Origin of the sequence: Rhizobium bangladeshense (assembly GCF_017357245.1) — a bacterium.
Lineage (GTDB): Bacteria > Pseudomonadota > Alphaproteobacteria > Rhizobiales > Rhizobiaceae > Rhizobium > Rhizobium bangladeshense.
Genome location: NZ_CP071617.1, coordinates 19,713 through 40,938 on the forward strand (window position 1 = coordinate 19,713; position 21,226 = coordinate 40,938).

General features: G+C 59.9%; 17 protein-coding genes and 1 pseudogene. 9 read left to right on the forward strand and 9 right to left on the reverse strand.

The genetic code is table 11. The features are described 5' to 3' along the window. Window positions 1-61 precede the first annotated feature (61 nt). Window positions 62-1,336, reverse strand: a complete 1,275-nt coding sequence (locus J2J98_RS29240) for an ABC transporter substrate-binding protein (RefSeq protein ID WP_064710388.1) — start codon at window positions 1,334-1,336, stop codon at window positions 62-64. Window positions 1,337-1,422: 86 nt separating this feature from the next. On the opposite strand from J2J98_RS29240, the gene J2J98_RS29245 reads away from it, so the two are divergent. After that, window positions 1,423-2,343, forward strand: a complete 921-nt coding sequence (locus J2J98_RS29245; RefSeq protein ID WP_138395856.1) for a helix-turn-helix domain-containing protein — start codon at window positions 1,423-1,425, stop codon at window positions 2,341-2,343. 26 nt (window positions 2,344-2,369) lie between these two features. Here the strand turns inward: J2J98_RS29245 and J2J98_RS29250 are convergent. Further along, window positions 2,370-2,560 (reverse strand): annotated as a pseudogene (locus tag J2J98_RS29250) (VOC family protein); the annotation flags it as partial. Between the two features lie 92 nt (window positions 2,561-2,652). On the opposite strand from J2J98_RS29250, the gene J2J98_RS29255 reads away from it, so the two are divergent. Then, the gene (locus J2J98_RS29255) at window positions 2,653-3,156 is read left to right on the forward strand and encodes a GNAT family N-acetyltransferase (protein WP_246569506.1); all 504 of its coding nucleotides are present in this window, start codon (window positions 2,653-2,655) and stop codon (window positions 3,154-3,156) included. 71 nt (window positions 3,157-3,227) lie between these two features. Here J2J98_RS29255 and J2J98_RS29260 read toward each other — a convergent pair whose 3' ends face one another. Further along, window positions 3,228-4,301 (reverse strand): Gfo/Idh/MocA family protein, encoded by a 1,074-nt coding sequence (locus J2J98_RS29260; RefSeq protein ID WP_207604248.1) that lies wholly within the window; start codon window positions 4,299-4,301, stop codon window positions 3,228-3,230. Window positions 4,302-4,311: 10 nt separating this feature from the next. Beyond that, on the reverse strand, window positions 4,312-5,322 hold the full coding sequence (locus J2J98_RS29265) for a Gfo/Idh/MocA family protein (RefSeq protein ID WP_207604249.1): 1,011 nt from the start codon (window positions 5,320-5,322) through the stop codon (window positions 4,312-4,314). A gap of 365 nt (window positions 5,323-5,687) precedes the next feature. Between J2J98_RS29265 and J2J98_RS29270 the strand changes: the two genes are divergently transcribed. Next, a complete protein-coding gene (locus J2J98_RS29270; protein WP_207604250.1) occupies window positions 5,688-6,848 on the forward strand; it encodes a fumarylacetoacetate hydrolase family protein in 1,161 nt (386 codons plus the stop codon). Between the two features lie 11 nt (window positions 6,849-6,859). On the opposite strand, the gene scpA is transcribed toward J2J98_RS29270, so the two are convergent. From scpA to J2J98_RS29295, 5 genes are all read right to left on the reverse strand, one after another. Next, on the reverse strand, window positions 6,860-8,998 hold the full coding sequence (gene scpA, locus J2J98_RS29275; RefSeq protein WP_207604251.1) for a methylmalonyl-CoA mutase: 2,139 nt from the start codon (window positions 8,996-8,998) through the stop codon (window positions 6,860-6,862). Window positions 8,999-9,128: 130 nt separating this feature from the next. Next, on the reverse strand, window positions 9,129-9,782 hold the full coding sequence (locus tag J2J98_RS29280) for a methionine ABC transporter permease (protein WP_064710381.1): 654 nt from the start codon (window positions 9,780-9,782) through the stop codon (window positions 9,129-9,131). Further along, window positions 9,763-10,851: a methionine ABC transporter ATP-binding protein gene (locus J2J98_RS29285; protein WP_064711951.1), complete on the reverse strand. Its 1,089-nt coding sequence runs from the start codon at window positions 10,849-10,851 to the stop codon at window positions 9,763-9,765. Before J2J98_RS29285 ends, J2J98_RS29280 begins: the two co-directional genes overlap by 20 nt. A 90-nt stretch (window positions 10,852-10,941) precedes the next feature. Beyond that, a complete protein-coding gene (locus J2J98_RS29290; RefSeq protein ID WP_064710379.1) occupies window positions 10,942-11,781 on the reverse strand; it encodes a MetQ/NlpA family lipoprotein in 840 nt (279 codons plus the stop codon). Between the two features lie 335 nt (window positions 11,782-12,116). Continuing rightward, complete coding sequence (locus tag J2J98_RS29295; protein ID WP_171049277.1) at window positions 12,117-13,322, reverse strand: MFS transporter; 1,206 nt, start codon at window positions 13,320-13,322, stop codon at window positions 12,117-12,119. Between the two features lie 340 nt (window positions 13,323-13,662). Between J2J98_RS29295 and J2J98_RS29300 the strand changes: the two genes are divergently transcribed. From J2J98_RS29300 to J2J98_RS29325, 6 genes are all read left to right on the forward strand, one after another. Next, on the forward strand, window positions 13,663-14,115 hold the full coding sequence (locus J2J98_RS29300) for a helix-turn-helix domain-containing protein (RefSeq protein WP_064710377.1): 453 nt from the start codon (window positions 13,663-13,665) through the stop codon (window positions 14,113-14,115). A 397-nt stretch (window positions 14,116-14,512) separates the two neighbouring features. Then, complete coding sequence (repA, locus tag J2J98_RS29305; protein ID WP_207604252.1) at window positions 14,513-15,727, forward strand: plasmid partitioning protein RepA; 1,215 nt, start codon at window positions 14,513-14,515, stop codon at window positions 15,725-15,727. Between the two features lie 42 nt (window positions 15,728-15,769). Further along, on the forward strand, window positions 15,770-16,819 hold the full coding sequence (gene repB, locus J2J98_RS29310; protein ID WP_138395866.1) for a plasmid partitioning protein RepB: 1,050 nt from the start codon (window positions 15,770-15,772) through the stop codon (window positions 16,817-16,819). A gap of 149 nt (window positions 16,820-16,968) precedes the next feature. After that, on the forward strand, window positions 16,969-18,261 hold the full coding sequence (gene repC / locus J2J98_RS29315; protein ID WP_207604253.1) for a plasmid replication protein RepC: 1,293 nt from the start codon (window positions 16,969-16,971) through the stop codon (window positions 18,259-18,261). Between the two features lie 273 nt (window positions 18,262-18,534). Next, window positions 18,535-19,101: a sugar transferase gene (locus J2J98_RS29320; protein WP_138395932.1), complete on the forward strand. Its 567-nt coding sequence runs from the start codon at window positions 18,535-18,537 to the stop codon at window positions 19,099-19,101. Window positions 19,102-19,224: 123 nt separating this feature from the next. Then, window positions 19,225-21,219: a polysaccharide biosynthesis protein gene (locus J2J98_RS29325; protein ID WP_064712007.1), complete on the forward strand. Its 1,995-nt coding sequence runs from the start codon at window positions 19,225-19,227 to the stop codon at window positions 21,217-21,219. Window positions 21,220-21,226: the final 7 nt, after the last annotated feature.

Genomic DNA, 21,226 nt, shown 5'->3' on the forward strand with positions numbered 1-21,226 from the left:
AATGACCAGCCGCGTTGCAAGCCGGGGAAAGCCGGGCGCTTCACGCGCCCGGCATCGTCATTCATTCCGCGATAGGAAGTCCGGTGGCCGAAGCGATCTGGTTGGCGGCGTCGTCGAGAGCCGCCTTCGCATCGGGATAGCCGCCGGCAAAGAATTTCGCCTGCGTTGCCCTGAAAATGCCCTCGGCATCACTCTGGAAGGCGGTGCCGCGGCTCGGCACGATCTTCGGCAGTGTCGCGAGGATATCGGCCCAGACCTTCTGGCCGCCCCAATAGGGCTGCGGCTCATTGACGAAAGGATCCTTCTCGGCCTCAAGCAGCGACGGCACCAGCCCGAATTCCTTCAGCATGGTGACCTGACCCTCGTTCGTACCAAGGGCGTAGTTGACGAATTTCCAGGCTGCCTCCTTGTTTGCGGAAGCCGCCGAAATGGCGAGCGACGAACCGCCGAGATTGGCGGCATGGGGGCCATCGGCCGTCAGGCTCGGCATTCTGTAGACGCCCCATTTGCCCTTGAGATCGGGAGACGTCGAACGCACGGTGCCTTCATACCAGCCGCCATAGAGCTGGCTTGCGGCCTTGCCGGCGGTATTGGCCTGGATCTTTTCGTCCCAGTTGGCAGCGGTCAGCGTGCCCGCATCCTTCATCTCCTTCACCTTCTGCAGCGCGGCAACGCAGGCCGGCTGGTTGACGGTGATGTTCTGGCCGTCGGTCGAGAAATAGCCGCAGCCCTGTTCGTTGGCGATCATGCGGAACCATTCGCTGTCGCCGTTGAAGTCTGCCTGCGCCATGACGACGCCGGGATTGGCGGCGGAAATCTTTTTGCCGGCGGCGATGAAATCGTCCCAGGTGCTGATCGTGCTCGGATCGACACCGGCCTTCTCATAGAAATCGCGGCGGTAGAAGACGGCAACAGGGCCGGAATCCCACGGCATGGCATAGGCGACATCGCCGACTTCAAGCTCCGTGCGTTTGAAGTCCGGGAATTTCGCCTGGATCTCCGGCGTGTAGCCGAGTTCCTTCAGATTGGCGAAGCAATCCGGGAAGCGGCTCCAGAAGATTTCGGCCTCGAAATTCTCGATGCTGACGATATCAGGCAAGCCGTCGCCGCCCGCAGCGCAGGCTGCAAGCGTCTTGTCGAAGACCTGGCTGTTTCCAAGGTCTTCCACGGTGATCTTGATGTCGGGATATTGTTTATTGAAGCCGGGGAGCGTGGATTTCAACGCCGATGCGGCGACATTCCAGCTCCAGATTGTCAGATTGGCCGACTCCGCAAAGGCGGAACCGGACGCGAGCAGTGCGACGGCAGCGGTCGCGGCGAGAAGTTTGAAGCGCATTGAAAATCCTCCCTTTTCAATTGCCGATCTTTCACGAACGCGGTTAAACTATCCGCAAGGGAGCGGCTGTCTCCTAAAAAGGGAACATGGATTTGGCGGAAAGTAAGGTCGGCACGCGTGCAATTTATCAGCCGGGCGCAAGCAGCATTGAGGGTTCGCCGACGGCGCTGCAGATGTTTCACGCCCATCCGCCTGTCATGGCCATGCCGCACTGGCACGCCCAGGTCGAGGTCAACTATGTCATGCGCGGCACCGTTCACTACCGCATGAACGATCACGCCTTCCGGCTGAACGCCGGGGAAATGTGCCTCTTCTGGGGTGGGCAGCCGCATCAGATGGACGAATCCTCTGACGATTCGCTCTATGCCGGCGCCCACCTGCCGCTCGTCTATTTCTTCCGGCTGCGCCTGCCGATCAGCATTTCCAGCCGTCTGATGAAGGGCGAGACGCTGCTGACCTCGGCAACCGATGCCGCCGACAACGAGAACTTTGCTCGCTGGTTCCGCTATGCCAATTCCGGGGATCCCGCCAAGGCCCAGCACGCCGTGGACGAATTGCTGCTGCGCATCGAGCGTATCGCATTCGAACCCTATTCGATGACGACATCAAAGACGAGCGCCAGCCTGGAAGGCGATCAGCCGCATCCCAATTCCTCGCGCAGCGTCGCGCGCATGTGCGATTTCATCGCCGCCAATTTCCTGCAGGACATTGATTCGGTTGACATCGCCCGCGCTGCCGATCTGCATCCGAAATATGCCATGAACCTTTTCAAGCGATCGACCGGCATGACGCTCAGCAAATATGTGACACTGCTCAGGCTGTCGCGCGCCCAGGCGATGCTGATGAGCGAGGGCGCCAACGTTCTGCAGGTGGCGATGGACAGCGGCTTCGGTTCGATCAGCGCTTTCAACAAATCCTTTCGCCATATCGCCGGCATGTCGCCATCGGATTTCCGCCGCGACATCCGGCTGGTGACGACGATTCCCGCCGGCGCCTTCCGCAATTAACGAACGGCCCTATGCGGCTGAGGGGCTTATCTTCTTTCGGCAAGCTCTATCTGGGTGTCATCGGGATCGCGCAGGAAGGCGACGATTTCGGCGTTGGCTTCGGGCGCGGTCGCTCCTTGACCTCGACGCCGGCTTCCGCCAGACGGGCGAAGGTCTCCTCGACATTGTCGAACAGGAAGGTCAGGGGGCGCAGGCCGGACGTGCCCTCAGGCACGTCAAAGCGCTTTCCGCACCGCCGGCCGTCTGTTGTGTTCTATCGCGGGCATCGCTACGCTCTCGATCCACAGATGGGGTCATCAAAAGACATTTATTCGAAAGGCGGTAACCGCCGACGCGGAAGAGTTGTGCAGTCTCCTGAACGAAATCATTCTCGCCGGCGGAACAACTGCGCTCGAGACACCGCTCACAGCCGCAGAGTTCGCAGACTGGTTCATCGACGGCGATTTCCCGCTTGTATGCCATGTTGCGGAACATGGTCGATCGCTTGCCGGCTTCCAGTCGTTGAGCCTCTATGGCGATCCGCCGAAAGGTTATGCCGATATCGCAACATTTGCCCGCATGAAGCCGAAAATTTCCGGCGTCGGCCGCGCCCTTTTTCAGGCGACGCTGGCAGCAGCCGAGGAGCTCGGCCTCGAATTCATCAACGCCACTATTCGTGCCGACAACGTCGGCGGCCTCGCCTATTACACAAGGATGGGCTTCGAGCCCTATGACAGGCTTCTCCAGGTTCCGCTTTTGGACGGAACGCCGGTCGATCGGATCAAGAAGCGTTTCAAGGTAGACGCCAAGCGCCGCCCGTCATTCTCCGTTTGACCGTTTGAAGCGATCCTGCGTCCAAGGCCCCTTTTTGCACCACGCTTCGTTCAGAGGTCCCCAGCCATGCGCTATTCTTCCGGAAGCCAGGAGCGATAGAGTGGATGATCGGCGGCGATCGGCATCGGCGTCGGCTTGCCGGTGCGTTGCGAGAAATAAGCGGCCGTCACGAGCTCCAGCGAATTGCGGGCGTCCTGCAACGTCACCGGCGGATCCGTGTCTTCGACGATTGCCCGATGGAACAGTTCGAACTGACGGGTATAGCCGTCTTCACCCGGAACATAGGCGGCGAGCACCGCATCGACCCGCGCCTGGTGCTCCTCGGTTCCGGCGGTAAAGACCCAGGGGTCGCGGCCCATCGTATAGGGTTCGAGGATGCTTTCGGCGACGAGGTCGCTGAAGCAGAAACGAAGCCGCGAGATCTCCTTGCGCGAGCCAAGCGTCATTGACAGCGTCGCCAGCGAGCCGTTTTGCATCTTCACCGATAGGGCTGCCGTATCTTCCACCTCGATCGGATTGACCAGCGTCGCGCCATAGGAAAACACCTCGGCGCAGGGCCCATGCACGTAATTCAGCATGTCATGAGCGTGGATCGCGTGACCGAGAAGGCCGCCGCCGAGTTCACTCGCCCACTTGCCGCGCCACGGCACGGCGTAATAATCCGGGCCACGCCACCAATGGGTTTCGATCGTCGTCAGGAACGGCTTGCCGGCAAGCCCGCGATCGATCAGCAGCTTCAGTTTCTGCAGCCCGGAGCCGTAGCGATACTGGAAGATCGGCATCAGCTTTTGGCCGGGGAAGCGGGCGAGGATGCGACCCATCTCGTCGACCTCGGCAATCGAGCCGAAGAGCGGCTTCTCGCAGATCACGTGCTTCCCGGATTCGATGCCCTTGCGGCAGAGTTCGAAATGCGAGCTCGGCGGCGTCGAAATGTCGATAATGTCGAGATCGTCACGGGCAAACAGTGAATCGGTGTCCTGCGTATATTCTCCCACACCGTATTCTTCGCACAGCGCCCTGCCGCGATCCTCGTCCAGCGAGCAGAGCACGGGCACCTCGAAGATATCCTTGTTCCAGCCGAAACCGGCCAGATGCCGCGCAGCAATCCCTGCGCCGATGACGCCGACGCGCAATTTCCTGGTCATGCGATCCTCCTCAGCGGGCGCCGATGCGCGCGGCTTTCGTCTGGGCTTCGAGCGAAAGGCGGCAGACTTCGAACACGTGTTCCTGCGTCATCGCTGTCTGCGTACGGCTGCCGACGTCGGCGGTGAAAGCGTCGAAATAGTCGAGCTTTTCACCGCTGCAATCGATGTGGGTCATTTCCTTGCCGTTGACGAGGAAGAGGTGATCCTTGCCCGGCCGGCCGGCAATGTCGATATACTTGCGCAGCTCGATATAGCCTTCGGTCCCGAGGATGGTCAGCCGCCCATCGCCCCAGGTCGGCAGCGCCTCCGGGGTGAACCAGTCGACGCGGACATATCCCGCCGCCCTCTCGGAGCGTAAGAGCACTTCGCCGAAGTCCTGGAAGGCTGGTTTGTCAGGCATGCCGAAATTGCCGATCGAGCTGGCGATGACCTCGCCTGAGGTCGATCCTGTGTAAAACAGAAACTGGTCGATCTGATGCGAGGCAATATCGACGATGATACCGCCGAAGGCTTCCGGGTCGAAGAACCAGCTGGGCCTGGTCGGCAACTGAAGTCGGTGTGGGCCGACGCCGAGCGTTTGGATCACCTTGCCGATTGCGCCATCGGCTATGAGTTTGCCTGCCTTGACGGCGGAGCGGACGCAATGGCGCTCGGAAAAGCAGATCGAGAAGATTCTGCCTGTCTCGGCGACAGTTTTCTTGACCTCCTCAAGCTGGGAGAATGTCGTGACGCCGGGCTTGTCGGTCATCACGTCCTTGCCCGATTTCATCGCGCGGATGGCAAGACCGGCGCGGTCGCGCGGAATGGCGGAAATGCAGATGACGTCGATCGACGGGTCGTCGAACAGCTTTTCACGGTCGATCTGCGGCGCATCCGGATAGGTCTTATCGAAGGCTTCGCGAAGCGCCGGCACCGAGGTCTGGGGGCAGTAGCCGACGAACTCGCCGCCTGAGGCGAGCAGGCCCTTTACGTGATCGAACGTATGCCCATGGTCGATTCCGACGACGGCAAATCTCAACATTGCTGCAATGTCCTCCAGCGATTTTCTAGGGCCTGGCTGACGCCGGCATCCTCCATGTCGGCCAAAACAGATAACGAAAGTTGCCGCCTGTCAAGGCGAGATCGAGACTGAAAATGTGCAAAGATCGTAATAACCATCTGAAAATAAACGGATATTTTGTATCTAAATAGTTATTTACCGGCTTCTGCACGGAGTTTCGTCAAAAAGCCGCTCACTTGATCCGACCAAACGAAAGTGTTTTTCTCCGCTATCTCTTGCTCCATCCGTGTGAATGTGATCGTTTCAGCCGTCACCGGGCTGGAGGGTGGCAACGATCTTGGAAATTCATAAAGAGCGCACCCGCTTGCGTGTGACGGAGGACTACCATGTCTCATCCCCTTCTCAATGCCGACGCTTCGGCCGGTCTTTTTGTCGGCCGCGTCTGGAATCCCGAGGTCGCCGGACCGAGCATTGTCACGCTTCGGGAGGGGATGCTTGTCGACATCACGTCGCGCGAGGCGCCGACGCTGAGCGCCCTCATCGAGAGGCAGGATGCCGCCGGCTTCGCCCGCGCCGCAAGCGGCAGGGCGATCGGCTCGTTGGAGGAGATCGCCGCCAACAGCAAGGGGACGCCGGATCAAGGGCGCCCCTATCTGTTGGCGCCCGCCGATCTGCAGGCTGTCAAGGCCTGCGGCGTCACCTTCGCCCAATCGATGATCGAGCGCGTCATCGAGGAAAAGGCAGCTGGCAATCCTGACCGCGCCGCTTCGATCCGTGAACGTGTCAGCACGCTGATCGGCGGCAGCCTCACCAATCTCAAGGCCGGTTCGCCGGAGGCTGCCAAGGTCAAGCAGGCCCTGATCGACGAAGGCATATGGTCGCAATATCTCGAAGTCGGCATCGGTCCCGACGCCGAAGTCTTCACCAAGGCGCCGGTGCTGTCCTCCGTCGGCTGGGGGGCGGATGTCGGCCTGCATCCAATCTCCACCTGGAACAATCCCGAGCCGGAGATCGTGCTCGCCGTCAGCAGCCGCGGCGAGATCAAGGGCGCGTCGCTGGGCAACGACGTCAATCTTCGAGATGTCGAAGGGCGCTCGGCGCTGCTGCTCGGCAAGGCTAAGGACAACAATGCCTCCTGCTCGATCGGTCCTTTCATCCGGTTGTTCGACGACGGTTACGGATTGGATGAAGTGCGCAGGGCCGAACTCGACTTGAAAGTGACCGGCGAAGATGGCTTCGTGATGCATGGCAAGAGCTCGATGTCACAGATCAGCCGCGATCCGACCGATCTCGTCAGGCAGACGCTTGGGCCGCATCATCAATATCCCGACGGCTTCATGCTCTTTCTCGGTACGCTGTTTGCTCCAACGCAGGACCGTGACGCGCCGAAGCAAGGTTTCACGCACAAGATCGGCGATGTCGTCGAGATTTCCTCGGCGGGTCTCGGCGCGCTCTTCAATACGGTGCGCCTCTCCACCGAATGCCCGCCCTGGACCTTCGGCATTGCGGCGCTGATGCGCAATCTTGCAAAGCGCGGGCTACTTTAGACCAGACTAAGCTACTGGTTTCGCCGTCTGCCCTGCAGGAGGTCGAGGACCGAGTTTGCCGCCTCCAGAACATTGGTGCCTGGGCCGAACACGGCTGCCACGCCGTGTTCGTGCAGGAATTCATAGTCCTGCCGCGGAATGACGCCGCCGCAGACCACTATGATATTGTCACCCCCCTGCTCTTTCAGTCTGTCGACCAGCTGTGGCAGCAGCGTTCTGTGACCCGCCGCCAGCGACGATACGCCGACCACATTGACTTTTTCGCCAAGCGCCATCTCGACAGCCTCGTCAGGTGTCTGGAACAGCGGACCGGCAAGCACATCGAAGCCGATGTCTCCGAAGGCCGAGGCGATCACCTTGGCGCCACGATCGTGACCGTCTTGACCGAGCTTGGCGACCATGATTTTCGGCCGCTGCCCCATCGCTTCCGTGACCTCCACCATGCGGGTCTTCAGCACGGCGAGTTCCGGCTCGTTGTTATAGGCCTCGCCATAGACACCCTTGATGACGACAGGTGTTGCGGCATGATCACCGAAGGCATCGCGCATCGCATCTGAGATCTCGCCGACGGTGGCGCGGGCCCGCGCAGCCTTGACGGCGGCTTCCAGGAGGTTGCCCCTGCCGTTCCGCGCGACCTCCGCCAGAGCGCCCAGCGTCTCGCGCACCGCAGCGCCGTCGCGTCGCCGCTTGGTCTCCTCGATCCGTTTGATCTGGGCGGTGCGCACCGCGCTGTTGTCGATCTCGAGAATGTCGATCGCCTGTTCGCTGTCGAGCCTGTAGCGATTGACGCCGACGATGACCTCCTCGCCCTTGTCGACGGCGGCCTGGCGACGCGCGGCTGCTTCCTCGATCAGCCGCTTCGGCAAACCTTCGTTGACAGCCTTCGTCATGCCGCCGAGCGCTTCCACCTCCTCGATCAGCGCCCAGGCGTTGTCGGCAAGTTCCTTCGTCAGGCTCTCGACGTAATAGGAGCCGGCCAGCGGATCGACGACCTTGGTCACGCCGGTCTCGTGCTGGAGGATCAGCTGTGTATTGCGGGCGATGCGGGCGGAGAATTCCGTCGGCAGCGCAATCGCCTCGTCGAAAGAGTTGGTGTGCAGCGACTGCGTGCCGCCGAGCACGGCCGACATCGCCTCAAAGGCCGTGCGGATGATGTTGTTGTAGGGATCCTGCTCCTGCAATGAGACGCCGGAGGTCTGGCAATGGGTGCGCAGCATCAGCGAAGATGCCTTCTTCGGCTGGAACTCCTCCATGATGCGGCTCCAGAGCAGCCGGGCAGCGCGCAACTTCGCAGCTTCCATGAAGAAGTTCATGCCGATCGCAAAGAAGAAGGAGAGCCGCCCGGCGAAATCATCGACGTTGAGACCCTTGGCGATCGCTGCCCTGACATACTCGCGACCGTCCGCCAGCGTGAAGGCAAGCTCCTGCACCAGCGTCGCACCGGCCTCCTGCATGTGATAGCCGGAGATCGAGATCGAGTTGAATTTCGGCATCTCCCTTGCCGTATAGTCGATGATGTCGGCAACGATCCGCATCGAAGGTTCGGGCGGATAGATATAGGTGTTGCGGACCATGAACTCCTTGAGGATGTCGTTCTGTATAGTTCCCGATAGCTCGGCCCTTGGCACGCCCTGCTCTTCGCCGGCGACGATGAAGGAAGCGAGGATCGGAATGACGGCGCCGTTCATGGTCATCGAAACCGACATGTCCCCGAGCGGAATGCCGTCAAACAGGATTTTCATGTCCTCGACGCTGTCGATTGCAACGCCCGCCTTGCCGACATCGCCTTCCACGCGGGGATGGTCGCTGTCATAACCGCGATGGGTGGCAAGATCGAAGGCGACCGACAGGCCCTTCTGGCCGGCGGCGAGATTGCGACGATAAAAGGCGTTGGATTCCTCCGCCGTCGAGAAGCCGGCATACTGGCGGATCGTCCAGGGACGACCCGCATACATCGTCGCGCGCGGACCACGAGTAAAAGGCGCAAAACCGGGCAAGGAGCCGAGATGCGTGGCGCCTTCGAGATCCTCGGCAGTATAAAGCGGCTTGACAGCGATACCTTCCGGCGTGTGCCAGGTCAGTGTGTCGGGCGAAGCGCGCAGTTCCTTCTGCGCAAGCTCCGCCCAATCCGACAGCGTCTTCTTCGTCATGCGTTCCTCCGGCTGCTTCACCGCCACCTTATCACTTCACAGCTGGCTGATGCGATACAGCCTTAGGACAATTGACGCAGCAAAAGCATTCACAGCCTGCCCTCCCCGCTGCAAGTCTTCCGGCTTTGACCTATCTGTGATCGAGCTTGGCGACCAGCCGGTCGCCAATCCACTGAATGCCGCAGACGAGGATGATAAGGACGGCAACCACTGCAATCATGACATTGGTTTCGAAGCGCTGATAGCCATAGCGAATGGCAAGGTCGCCGAGGCCGCCGGCGCCAATCGCGCCCGCCATGGCCGAGGCGCCGATCAGCGTCACCAATGTGACGGTGAAACCGGCGACGATGCCCGGCAGCGCTTCGGGCACCAGCACTTCGCGGATGATGGTCCAGCGGTTGCCGCCCATGGCGCGCACGGCGTCGATCAGCCCACGGTCGACCTCTCGCAACGATACTTCGGCGATGCGCGCATAATAAGGTGTCGCGGCGATAGCGAGCGGCACGATGGCTGCCCCGGTGCCGAGAGCGGTGCCGACGATCAGCCGCGTCAGCGGGATCAAGGCCACTAGCAGGATGATGAATGGCACCGAGCGGAAGCCGTTTATGACGGCGCCGAGAAGGCGGTTGATCCAGAGGTTTTCGGCTATGCCGCCGCGCGCCGTCACAACCAGCGCAAGACCGAGCGGCAAGCCGGCGACGAGCGAGATCACCCCCGAGGCGACGGTCATCAGGACCGTCTCCCAAAGGGAGCGAAGAAGCAGTTCAAACATGATCGGCGTCATAACCAAGCACCTCTACCCGGGCAGACCGGGACGTCAAAAACTGTTCGACCTTTCCGGCGAGCGCTGGATCGCGGCTGGGAACGGCGATGAAGAACCGCGCCACCGGCTGGTTCTGGATGTGATCGATGCCGCCATGCACGAGACGGAAGGAATGCGGCAGTGCCGCGGAGAGTTCGGCAAAGAGAGCCCCCTGCGCTTCAGGGCCGGCGAGATCGACGCTGAGGATCGCTTCGCTTCCTCCGGTGGCCGAAAGCCGGGCGGCGATGTGGCCGGGAAGCTGTGGGCGGATACCACCAAGCAGGCTCCTGGTGATCGCTTGCTGCGGATTGGCGAAGACCGACCAGACCTGCCCTTCCTCGACGATCCGCCCGGCATCGATGACCGCGACGCGATCCGCAATGCCTCGCACCACTTCCATCTCGTGGGTGATCAGTAAGATCGTCAGTCCGAGCTTACGGTTTATGTCCCTGAGTAGAGCCAGGATCGATCGAGTAGTTTCCGGATCGAGCGCCGATGTCGCCTCGTCGGACAACAGCAACGCCGGCCGTGCCGCAAGCGCGCGCGCAATGCCGACGCGTTGCTTCTGGCCGCCGGAGAGCGATCCGGGATAGGCCTTCGCCTTGTCGGCTAGGCCGACGAGGTCAAGCAGCTCATGCGCCCGCTTCAGGCGCTCGACCTTGGCAACGCCCTCGATTTTCAGCGGCAGCGCGACGTTTTCCTCGACCGTCTTGGCGGACAGCAGATTGAAATGCTGGAAGATCATGCCGATGCGGCGGCGCAGCGGCTGCAGTTCCTGCTCCTGAAGCCCGGTGATATCGCGGCCTTCGATCCGGATCTCGCCGCTGTCGGCGCGCTCCAGCCCGTTCAGGCAGCGGATCAGCGTCGATTTGCCGGCGCCGCTGCGACCGATAATGCCGAGGATTTCGCCCCTCTTCACCCGCAACGAAATACCGTCGAGCGCAGCCGTGGCTCCGAACCGACGCTTCACGTCGACAAGTCTCACCACCTCTTCGGCCGTGGCCGCCTGCGGATCTGTCTCGACCGCCGTGGTGGAAACAAACGAATTCATGTGCTTTTCCTTACAAACACCGAAGGCGGCCCGGGCAAAGGAACGCCCGGACCGCCTTCCGGCAGGCCTTAACCCCGGCCTACTCTTGGATCAATAGGCGCTCAGACCCGTTCCCTTGTAAACCTTATCGAACTCGGCCTTGACCGTATCGTTCTGGTAGGAAGACACAAGCGTCTTGACCCAGTCCGCACCCTTGTTCTCTTCCTTGACAGCGATGAAGTTGCGGTACGGATTGTCGGCGATCGGCTCCTGTGCAATGCGCTCGGCCGGTGAAAGACCACTCTTCAGCGCCCAGTCGGTGTTGACGACACCCGCATCAAGATCGTCGATCGAACGCCCGACGATGCCGGCATCGAGCTCCTTGATCTCGATCTTCTTCGGGTTCTCGGTAACGTCGGCAACGGTCGCAAGAATGCCGGTGCCGTCCTTCAGCTTGATAAGGCCTTCATTCTGCAGAACGCGCAGTGCCCGGCCTTCATTCGAGGGATCGTTTGGAACGCCGATGACGGCGCCTTCCGGGATCTCGGCGACGGACTTGTACTTTTTGGTGTAGAGGCCAATCGGCCAAACGCCGGTATAACCAACGGGAACGATATGGTAGCCGTGCTGCTGGATCTGGTTGTCGAGATAGGGCTGGTGCTGGAAGGCATTGGCGTCGATTTCGCCACGCTCCAGCGCTTCGTTCGGCTGCGTATAATCGTTAAAGATAACGGTTTCGATCTTGAGGCCCTTCTTGGCCGCCTCGCTCGTGACCACCCGCCAGACATCCTCATCTTCGCCGGCCATGATGCCGACCTTGATCGACTTGTCCTCAGCAAAGGAAGGCGCGGGTGCCGCGAAGGTAAAAAGTGTAGCTGCGGAAACAGCGACGGCGGCAAGAGCCGCGCGGCGCGAAAGGTGGAGGCCGTGTAGATTTTTGTTCTTGGTCATTTTTATCCCGTCTGACTGAATGAGGCCGAACGCCCCGAGCCGGCTGATCATGGCAAACGTCTGGATCGCGGGCGAAGCAAGAATGTCTGATGTTAAGGAAAGGTCGGGAAAACTCTTGCCCCGCCATCGAAGCCGGCAGCATAAATTTCCATCAAATTTATGGATTAATTGCGGCTTATAAGCACCCTCTCATAAAGGACAGCCTCCGCGGCGCCGTTTTCAACCACGGCGGCCTCTTCACTCGGCAGCGACAAGCGCTTGAACGGAAGAGAAGCGACAGCTCACCGATCACTTCTCCGATCCGCTTCGAAAGCGGGCTATCACGGGCATAGGCCTCAGGCCGATTTCTGCTTCGGGATTCGCGGCAGGAAGACCGTCAGCAAGCCGAGCAGCGGCAGGTAGGAGCAGATGCGGTAAACGAAGGCAATACCGTGAGTGTCGGCAAAATCGCCGAGCAGCGCAGCCCCTAGCCCGCCTGCCCCGAAGGCAAAGCCGAAAAATACGCCGGCGATCAGCCCGACGCGGCCAGGCACTAGCTCCTGCGCGAATACAACTATCGCGGAAAAGGCGGACGCGAAGACAAGACCGATGACGATGCTGAGCACGCCGGTCCAGAAAAGGTTGGCATAGGGCAGCAGCAAGGCGAAGGGAATAACGCCGAGGATCGAAAACCAGATGACGAAACGGGCACCGAAGCGATCGCCTATCGGCCCGCCGAGGAAGGTGCCGACGGCGACCGAGCCGAGGAACAGGAAAAGCATCAGCTGCGCCTGCTGCACGCTGAGTTCAAACCTGTCGATGACATAGAAGGTGAAGTAGCTCGACACGCTCGCCATGTAGACGTTTTTCGTCGCCGTCAGCAGCACCAGGATCAGCAGTGCCCAGACGACCCGGTTCTGCGGCAGCGGCAGAATTCGGCTGACGGCGGGTCTGCTGGCGTTTTGACGCCTGTGGTTCATATACCAGCTGCCTACCCAGCTCAGCACGAGCATGCCGACCATGGCGATGACAGAAAGCCAGGAGACGCTATGCTGCCCGAGTGGCAAGACGATGAAGGCGGCGAGCAGCGGACCGATCGCCTGGCCGGCATTGCCGCCGACCTGGAAAAAGGACTGTGCGAAACCGTGGCGGCCGCCGGATGCAAGACGGGCCACCCGCGAGGCTTCCGGATGGAAGACGGCCGAGCCAAAGCCAATCAGGCTGGCCGCGACCAGCAGCAGCGCGAAACTGCCGGCATTGCCGAGCAGAATGAGACCGCAAAAGGTACTCGCCATGCCGATCGGCAGGGAATAGGGCATCGGCCAGCGATCGGTGACAATGCCGACCGCCGGCTGCAGCAGAGACGCGGTGACCTGGAACGTCATGGTCAGAAGGCCGATCTGCACAAAATCGAGATCGTAGTTCGCCTTGAACAGTGGGTAGAGCGAGGCGAGCAGCGACTGCATGATGTCGTTAAGCATGTGGCAGAAGCTGACCGCGACCAGAACAGACATGGTTGTCTTTTCGAAACGGGGTGCGCCCTCGGCAACCGTTGCCATCATATCTCTCCTGCACAGGCACGATCTGTGCCGCGTCGTTTCAATGGATTATGGGCGATCGGGGCTGGCGAGACTGTCGAGCGGCGGTCGCTGCGAAACATTTAACGCAAGCCTGGCAAGAATCACCAGCCCGGTTTGGCCACGATCGGTACGGCTTTTGTTTGATTTGTCCACCGTCGACCGCTCTTGCGGCGGTGGCCATCTGTCGGATGGGGGTTTTCATATCACAGTCAGCCGGCATCATCGCATATGTGCTATGCTATATGAAAACAGCCATGGAAAACTGCTTACAGGGATACTACAGCTGCGCTGATGTAAATCCGATCGAGGCTGAAAACACGCGATGAATGTCAAGACACCGAATGCCATAGACAGCTACGTCGGCGCGCGTATCAGAACACGCCGACAGTTGCTTGGAATGAGCCAGGAGCGGCTTGCCGAGCAGATCGGGGTGACCTTTCAGCAAGTTCAGAAATACGAAAAGGGCATCAATCGCATCGGCGCGAGCCGTCTGCAGCGAATAGCCGAAGTCCTTCACACCTCACCGAGCTTCTTCTTCGAGCAGAACGAGTCCGAGCCCTTGAGCCTGCAGGGGTTGGATCTGCCGGAGAATGCCGATCCGGTCGCTCAATTCCTGCGAACGAAAGAGGGATTGGTGCTTAACCGCGCATTTCTGAAGATTGCCGATCGCGATATTCGTGAGACGATCATCGCATTGGTGAAAGCGATGGCGCAAGCGGAAAGCGGCCTGACATTGACTTCGATGACAGATGTCAACCGTCGGCCTCTCGAGTAACTGGCAGGCCGACTGTTCTCGTGGGAGCTGAGGCTTGATTGATCTGGCAAGTCGCGGCTAGTCGACCAGACCCGCGCGCCTTACCGTTGCGCGCCTGAGGCTCAAACCACGCTGAGGAGCTGGCGCCTCGCGGCTGCGGCTTGCTACAAGGCGCTTTGCACGCCCGACATTTTCGATTCGGATTATTATGTCGCCTGATCTCGTCGATTCGGGCGGTGAATGTGCGATTAGCGCACCGGGCCGGCGACACGAACGCCCTCGCAAGCGCTTGAAATAGATTGGGACAACCTCCTGATAGGATCTTGTTAACCCTATTTGCCTTGCCACTCCTCCAGAATCGGGGCTAAATGCGGTTTCACGGCGCGTAGAGCTTTTAAATCGCATTTTCGAGATTTCCATGAATATTGCACCGCAAATAGAAAAAGCAATTTCCGACGTCGACCAGCTGATCATTGGGCAGGCGCAGGAACTATCCGACAAGCTGAAGCAGCATCGGCTCGAAATGTTTCCGCCGCGCGCGCTGAAGGGTCTGCGGGAATTTCAGCTTGCCGAAGTGGCGCGGTTTCTAGGCGTGACCAGCGGCTATCTTCGAAATCTCTCGCTCGAGGGCAAGGGTGCCCTCCCCCAGGTTACGCCGTCCGGCCGCCGTTCGTACACGGCGGAGCAGATGGAAGAGATGCGCAGCTTCCTCGAGCAGAATGCCCGCGCCGGAACGCATTACATGCGTCACCGCCGCGGCCGCGAACATCTGCAGGTCGTTGCCGTCGTCAACTTCAAGGGCGGCAGCGGCAAGACGACGAGTGCCGCGCATCTTGCCCAGCATCTCGCCCTGACCGGCCACCGCGTCCTTGCCGTTGACCTCGATCCGCAGGCGTCTCTTTCCGCCATACACGGTTTTCAGCCGGAGTTCGACGTCAATGAAAATGAGACACTCTACGCCGCCATTCGTTACGACGATCGGCGGCGGCCGCTGCGGGATGTCATCCGGCCGACCAATTTCCCGAACCTTCACCTTGTGCCGGGCAATCTCGAGCTGATGGAGTTCGAACACGACACGCCGCGGGTCCTCGCGCAGGGCAAAGCGGGCGATTATGGGCGCGTTTTCTTCGCGCGGTTGGACGAGGCTCTGGCTTCGGTCGCCGAGGATTACGACGTCGTCATCATCGACTGTCCTCCCCAGCTCGGCTTTTTGACCATGAGCGCCATTTGTGGCGCGACGGCGGTTCTGATCACCGTCCATCCGCAGATGCTCGATGTGATGTCGATGTGCCAGTTCCTGCAAATGCTTGGCGAAGTGCTGAACACGCTGAAGGGAGCCGGCGGCAACATGAACCTCGACTGGCTGCGTTATCTCGTAACCCGTTACGATCCGCAGGACGGACCGCAGACGCAGATGGTCGCCTTCATGCGCTCGATGTTCAAAAGTCACGTGCTCACCAATCCGATGCTGCGCAGTGTTGCGATCTCCGACGCCGCGATGACCAACCAGACACTTTATGAGGTCGAGCGAAGTCAGTTTACCCGCGCGACCTATGACCGTGCCATGGAGGCCATGGAAGCGGTCAATACGGAAATCGTTGATCTCATCCATAAGGCATGGGGCCGGAAATGAGCGGGAAGTTTACTGCGGTAAACCGGGGCAAGGAGCTGGCTGATGGCGCGTAAAAATCTTCTGTCGGGCCTGATGGATGATTCCAAGAAGTTTACTGCGGTAAACAACGAGGATGAGCCAGCCCATCGCGACGAGAAACAGCATATCACCTATAAGGGGATTGGCGCGCTCGGTGCCGTCACCCGCAGCATCGATGCCCTGGCTGCCAAGGCCGATGCCGCCAGGGCGATCGAGGAGCAGTTGGCGAGCGGCGAGACAGTGGTCGATCTCGACCCGGCGCTGATCGAGGATTCTTTCGTGACCGACCGGTTGGCGCATGCCGACGAACAGTTCCGCGAGTTGGTCGAGGCGATCCGCCTGCGCGGCCAGGATTCGCCGATCCTCGTGCGCCCGCATCCCGAGAAGGATGGCCGATACCAGATCGCTTTTGGCCATCGTCGCGCCCGGGCTGCAAAGGAACTCGGCCGGCCTGTTCGGGCGGTGGTCAAGAAACTCGACGATCGCGACCACGTCATTGCGCAGGGCCAGGAGAATTCGGCACGCGCCGATCTCTCCTTCATCGAGAGGACGATGTTCGCCGACAAGCTCGATACGCTGGGGTTCGACAGGGAAACGATCATGTCGGCACTCAGTGCCGACAAGACGACGGTGTCGAAGATGCTGTCGGTCACGAAGCGGATTCCAGCCGAAGTCCTGAGCGCAATCGGCGCAGCCAAGACCACCGGCCGCGATCGCTGGCATGATCTTTCGGTGAAATTCGAGACGGAAAACATCACCGCCCGGGCGATCGAGTTCACCAGATCGGTGGAGTTCGAGACGGCAGAGCCGGACGCTCGCTTCGACATGCTCGTCGCCTTCATTAACAGGAAGCAACAGACCTCGTTCGCCACCGCGAATCCGCCCTCTGCTCGCGCCTGGCAGCGCAAGGACGGAGCCGTCAAAGCGAAGATCAAGGATGACGGGAAACAATTCACCATCGCGCTGAAGGCGGAGAAGGCGTCTGCCTTTGGCGCCTACATCGCCAGCAATCTGGATCGTCTCTACGAGGCGTTCGAGAAGACGCAGGATTTGACGAAGAACGGAGATCAATAAGCAAAAGAAAAGGCCCCCGAACGTTGCCGTCGCGGAAGCCCTCTCTGATCTAGACACCCAGAGAATCACATTTCCGCGAATCATAGTCAAGAGTCTTTGGCACCGAATTTGGTGAGCTGTGATCTTTTGCCTTGAAGAAGGCGAAGAAAATGGAAAGCGGAAGTGTGACGACGCCATTCGGGCGGCGGCCGATGACGTTTGGCATGTTGGCAAGCCAGGCGGTTGCGCGAAAAATCGAGCCCGGCCGATCGATTGATAAATGGAAACTCTATCGCGCCCTGTGTGAAGCCAGGCCGCTGCTCGGCATTACCGACCGGGCGCTCTCCATCCTGAACGCCTTGCTGAGCTTTTATCCCAAGGGAGAGCTCTGCGAGGACAACGGGCTGGTCGTTTTTCCTTCCAATGCGCAGCTTTCTCTTCGCGCGCATGGCATGGCGGAGCAGACAATCCGTCGCCACTTGGCCGCATTGATCGAGGCCGGATTGCTGATCCGCAAGGACAGCCCGAACGGCAAGCGTTATGCCCGCCGGGAGCAGGGCGGGGAGATCGGTGAGGCATTTGGCTTCTCGCTGGCGCCCCTGCTCGCGCGCGCTGACGAGGTCGAGAGGCTCGCGGCGGAGGTGGCTGCCGAACGGTTGCAACTGCAGCGGCTCAAGGAGCGCCTGACGCTCTGCCGGCGCGACATCGCCAAGCTGATCGAGATGGCCGTGGAAGAGGGGGCCCCTGGCGATTGGAGTGGCTATCATCTGCATTTCCGGAGTGCGGTCGAACAGCTGCCGCGGTCGCCATCCGCGACGGAGGCCGCCGCCGCGCTCGACCAACTGGAACTGCTGCGCGAGGAGATCATCAATCAGTTGGAAATGCAGGTTAAAGCTCAAAATCAAAGCGGCAATGCCCAACATTCTGAGCGGCACATACAGAGTTCAAATCCATATTCCATTACTGAACTTGAACCAAGCTTCGGAACGAAGCAGGGCGCAACGGCGGATAATCGATCGGAAGGTTGGGCCGAACCGATGGGCCGAACAGCGACCCAGGAAGGGAGGGGCGGGCCTGTTCCGGCTGAAAGCTCAGCCTCGACTGCTAGCGGCGGACTCAAATCCTTCCCGCTGGGCCTAGTGCTGCAGGCATGCCCCGAGATCGGCGCTTATGGACCGCAGGGCTCGGTGGGCACATGGCGCGATCTGATGGCGGCGGCTGTTGTCGTTCGCTCGATGCTCGGGGTCAGCCCCTCGGCCTATGAACAGGCCTGCGAAGTGATGGGCCCTGAAAACGCCGCTACCGTCATGGCCTGCGTGCTCGAAAGGGCAGGGCACATCAATTCCGCCGGCGGTTACCTCCGTGACCTGACCCGTCGCGCCGAAAGAGGCGAATTTGCCATCGGACCGATGTTGATGGCGCTTGCCCGTGCCAATTCGCCGATCAGGGGCAAGACAGGATAAAATTCCATACTGCTGTTCGCAGCGAGGTTATGGTTAACGGAGAGTGACGGAAACAAACCGGCAGATAACTTCTGATTAACATCTTCTTCCTTTGAGATCAAAGGCCTATGAGTCTCAATTGGCGAGGCGAGGGCAGGATTTGATCGATGCTCGGCCGGGCGGGTCCATGAAGAAACGGCGCCGGATGGAGTTGACGCGAAACGCCTTTTTGACGATACGGCGCGGTGGCATATGGCGGAATCCGCTGGTGGGGCAATGGAAGACATGCGGGGAATGGGGTTGAAAAGGGCGGTGGACTTTTTCCTGGCATTGGTCGTGTCGGTCATTCTGCTCGTCCCGATCCTTTTAGTCGCGGTTAGTGTCCGATTAACGTCGCCGGGACCGACCCTCTACTGGTCAAAACGTATCGGACGTTTCAATCAGATCTTTCTGATGCCGAAATTCCGCAGCATGCGCGTCGACACGCCGACGGTCGCGACACATCTGCTCGAAAACCCCGATCGGTTTCTGACGCCCATCGGTTCGTTTCTGCGCAAATCCAGCCTCGACGAATTGCCCCAGCTCTGGTGCATCCTTGCTGGCAAAATGAGTTTCGTCGGCCCACGCCCGGCGCTCTACAACCAGTATGATTTGATCGAGTTGCGGACGGCCCGCGGCGTTGACAAACTCCTGCCCGGATTGACCGGATGGGCGCAGATCAACGGGCGTGACGAATTGCCGATTCCGGAGAAGGTGAAATTCGATGCCGAATATCTTGAGCGGCGCTCGATCGGTTTCGACATGCGCATCCTGTTTCTGACGGCCGAGAAGGTAATCCGCCGTAGGGGAATAAAGCATTAAGTTACCTACTTCTGATAGATAAGCGGTGCGGAAGACTTTGATTTCCGATTATTTCAGTTGCGCTCGTTGTAGAAAATGACAAGAAGGTGGTTGTCTGATTGATCCGCGAGACGCTGGGAAGCAATGCCTGAAAATACCCCCACTGAGACGCCACGCTCAGCATGGTTCTTAGTGCCGATGCAGGCACTCGTCGCCCCTCTGCTGGCGATGCCGCGTGCTGCCAAGCGCGCGCTCGCCCTGATGGTGGATTCCAGTCTTTGTGTCCTGACGATCTGGTTGGCTTATTGCTTCCGTCTGAACGAATGGACGGTCCTAACCGGCGTGCAGTGGCTGCCGGTCTTCGTTTCCTTGTGCATGGCCCTTCCGATCTTCATCGTCATGGGCATGTATCGGGCGATCTTCCGTTATGCCAACATGGCCGCTTTTATTGCCGTTCTAAAGGCGATCGCGATCTACGGCGTCGCCTTCATGACGATATTCACGGCGCTCAGCGTCCCGGGCGTTCCGAGAACCGTCGGCATTCTCCAGCCCTTCCTGCTGCTGATCGCGATCGGTCTGTCACGGTTGGGCATCCGTTATTGGCTCGGCGATACCTATCAGCGCATCCTGCACCAGAATACGCTCGACAAGGTGCTGATCTATGGGGCAGGAAATGCCGGACGGCAACTCGCCGGCGCTCTGACGAACAGCGCCGAACTCAATGTCGTCGGTTATCTTGATGATGATCCCCGCCTTAAGGGCGGCATCATGGGCGGTCTGCCGATCTATGACCCGTCGGATCTTCCGGTGCTTGCCGAAGCGCTTGGCGTGCACAACGTGCTTCTTGCTCTTCCCTCCACATCGCGGCAGCGGCGCAATGAAATCCTCGAACGCATCCGCAAAGCCAGGGTGAATGTTCGAACATTGCCGGATCTCACCGCGCTTGCTCAGGGGCGTGTCGCCGTTTCCGACATACGCGAGCTGGAGATCGAGGACCTGCTGGGAAGGGAAGCGGTTGCACCGCGGCAGGAACTGCTCGACAAGGCGATGCGCAACAAGGTGGTGATGGTCACGGGCGCCGGCGGCTCGATCGGCGGCGAACTGTGCCGGCAGATCCTGCGCAATGCGCCTTCGAGCCTTATCCTCTTAGATCAGAACGAGTTTGCGCTTTATAATATTCATGCCGAATTGTTGAAGCTGGCCGAGCTTTACGAGCAGGAAAGCCTGCAGATCGTCCCGATCCTCTGTTCTGTCCGCGATCAGGATCGCATGGAACATATCATGCAGAGCTGGCGACCGCAGACGCTCTATCACGCCGCGGCTTACAAGCATGTGCCTCTCGTCGAACACAATGCCGTGGAAGGCATCAAGAACAATGTTATGGGAACGCTGATCACCGCGCGTGCGGCGAGCAAATGCGGCGTCTCCAATTTCGTGCTGATCAGCACGGACAAAGCCGTGCGCCCGACGAATGTGATGGGCGCCAGCAAAAGGCTGGCGGAGATGGTTCTGCAGGCGCTTGCGGCAGAACCGGCCAATGACAGGGCACGGACGAGTTTCTCCATGGTCCGCTTCGGAAACGTCCTCGGCTCCTCCGGATCCGTCGTGCCGCTGTTCCGGCAGCAGATCAAGGAAGGCGGTCCCGTTACCCTGACACATCCGAAAATAACCCGCTATTTCATGACGATTTCGGAGGCCTCGCAACTTGTCATTCAGGCAGGCGCCATGGCCGAGGGCGGGGATGTTTTCCTGCTCGATATGGGCGAGCCCGTTCGCATTGCGGATCTTGCCCGCAAGATGGTCGAGCTTTCCGGATTGACCGTCCGCGACGAGGATAATCCCGAGGGGGACATCGAGCTTTCCGTTACCGGCCTGAGGCCCGGCGAGAAGCTTTATGAAGAACTGTTGATCGGGGATAACCCCGAGACAACCGAACATCCTCGGATCATGAAGGCGCGCGAGGACTTCCTGCTCTGGCCGGAGCTTTCGAAGAAGCTCAACTCGCTCAATGCGGCCTTGGATCGAAACGATATGGTCGCGGCGCGCGCGACCTTGGCAGAACTTGTTTCCGGCTATTCTTCAACAGGTGAGGTTTCGGATCTGGCATTCACCGGTGCCGAAACCAATACGGCGGCCTGAAGCGCAG

Coding starts and splice junctions, on each gene's coding strand:
- J2J98_RS29240 (WP_064710388.1), bottom strand. CDS start 1,336: ATGCGCTTCAAACTTCTCGCCGCGACCGCTGCCGTCGCACTGCTCGCG.
- J2J98_RS29245 (WP_138395856.1), top strand. CDS start 1,423: ATGGATTTGGCGGAAAGTAAGGTCGGCACGCGTGCAATTTATCAGCCG.
- J2J98_RS29260 (WP_207604248.1), bottom strand. CDS start 4,301: ATGACCAGGAAATTGCGCGTCGGCGTCATCGGCGCAGGGATTGCTGCG.
- J2J98_RS29265 (WP_207604249.1), bottom strand. CDS start 5,322: ATGTTGAGATTTGCCGTCGTCGGAATCGACCATGGGCATACGTTCGAT.
- J2J98_RS29270 (WP_207604250.1), top strand. CDS start 5,688: ATGTCTCATCCCCTTCTCAATGCCGACGCTTCGGCCGGTCTTTTTGTC.
- scpA (WP_207604251.1), bottom strand. CDS start 8,998: ATGACGAAGAAGACGCTGTCGGATTGGGCGGAGCTTGCGCAGAAGGAA.
- J2J98_RS29280 (WP_064710381.1), bottom strand. CDS start 9,782: ATGACGCCGATCATGTTTGAACTGCTTCTTCGCTCCCTTTGGGAGACG.
- J2J98_RS29285 (WP_064711951.1), bottom strand. CDS start 10,851: ATGAATTCGTTTGTTTCCACCACGGCGGTCGAGACAGATCCGCAGGCG.
- J2J98_RS29290 (WP_064710379.1), bottom strand. CDS start 11,781: ATGACCAAGAACAAAAATCTACACGGCCTCCACCTTTCGCGCCGCGCG.
- J2J98_RS29295 (WP_171049277.1), bottom strand. CDS start 13,322: ATGATGGCAACGGTTGCCGAGGGCGCACCCCGTTTCGAAAAGACAACC.
- J2J98_RS29300 (WP_064710377.1), top strand. CDS start 13,663: ATGAATGTCAAGACACCGAATGCCATAGACAGCTACGTCGGCGCGCGT.
- repA (WP_207604252.1), top strand. CDS start 14,513: ATGAATATTGCACCGCAAATAGAAAAAGCAATTTCCGACGTCGACCAG.
- repB (WP_138395866.1), top strand. CDS start 15,770: ATGGCGCGTAAAAATCTTCTGTCGGGCCTGATGGATGATTCCAAGAAG.
- repC (WP_207604253.1), top strand. CDS start 16,969: ATGGAAAGCGGAAGTGTGACGACGCCATTCGGGCGGCGGCCGATGACG.
- J2J98_RS29320 (WP_138395932.1), top strand. CDS start 18,535: ATGGGGTTGAAAAGGGCGGTGGACTTTTTCCTGGCATTGGTCGTGTCG.
- J2J98_RS29325 (WP_064712007.1), top strand. CDS start 19,225: ATGCCTGAAAATACCCCCACTGAGACGCCACGCTCAGCATGGTTCTTA.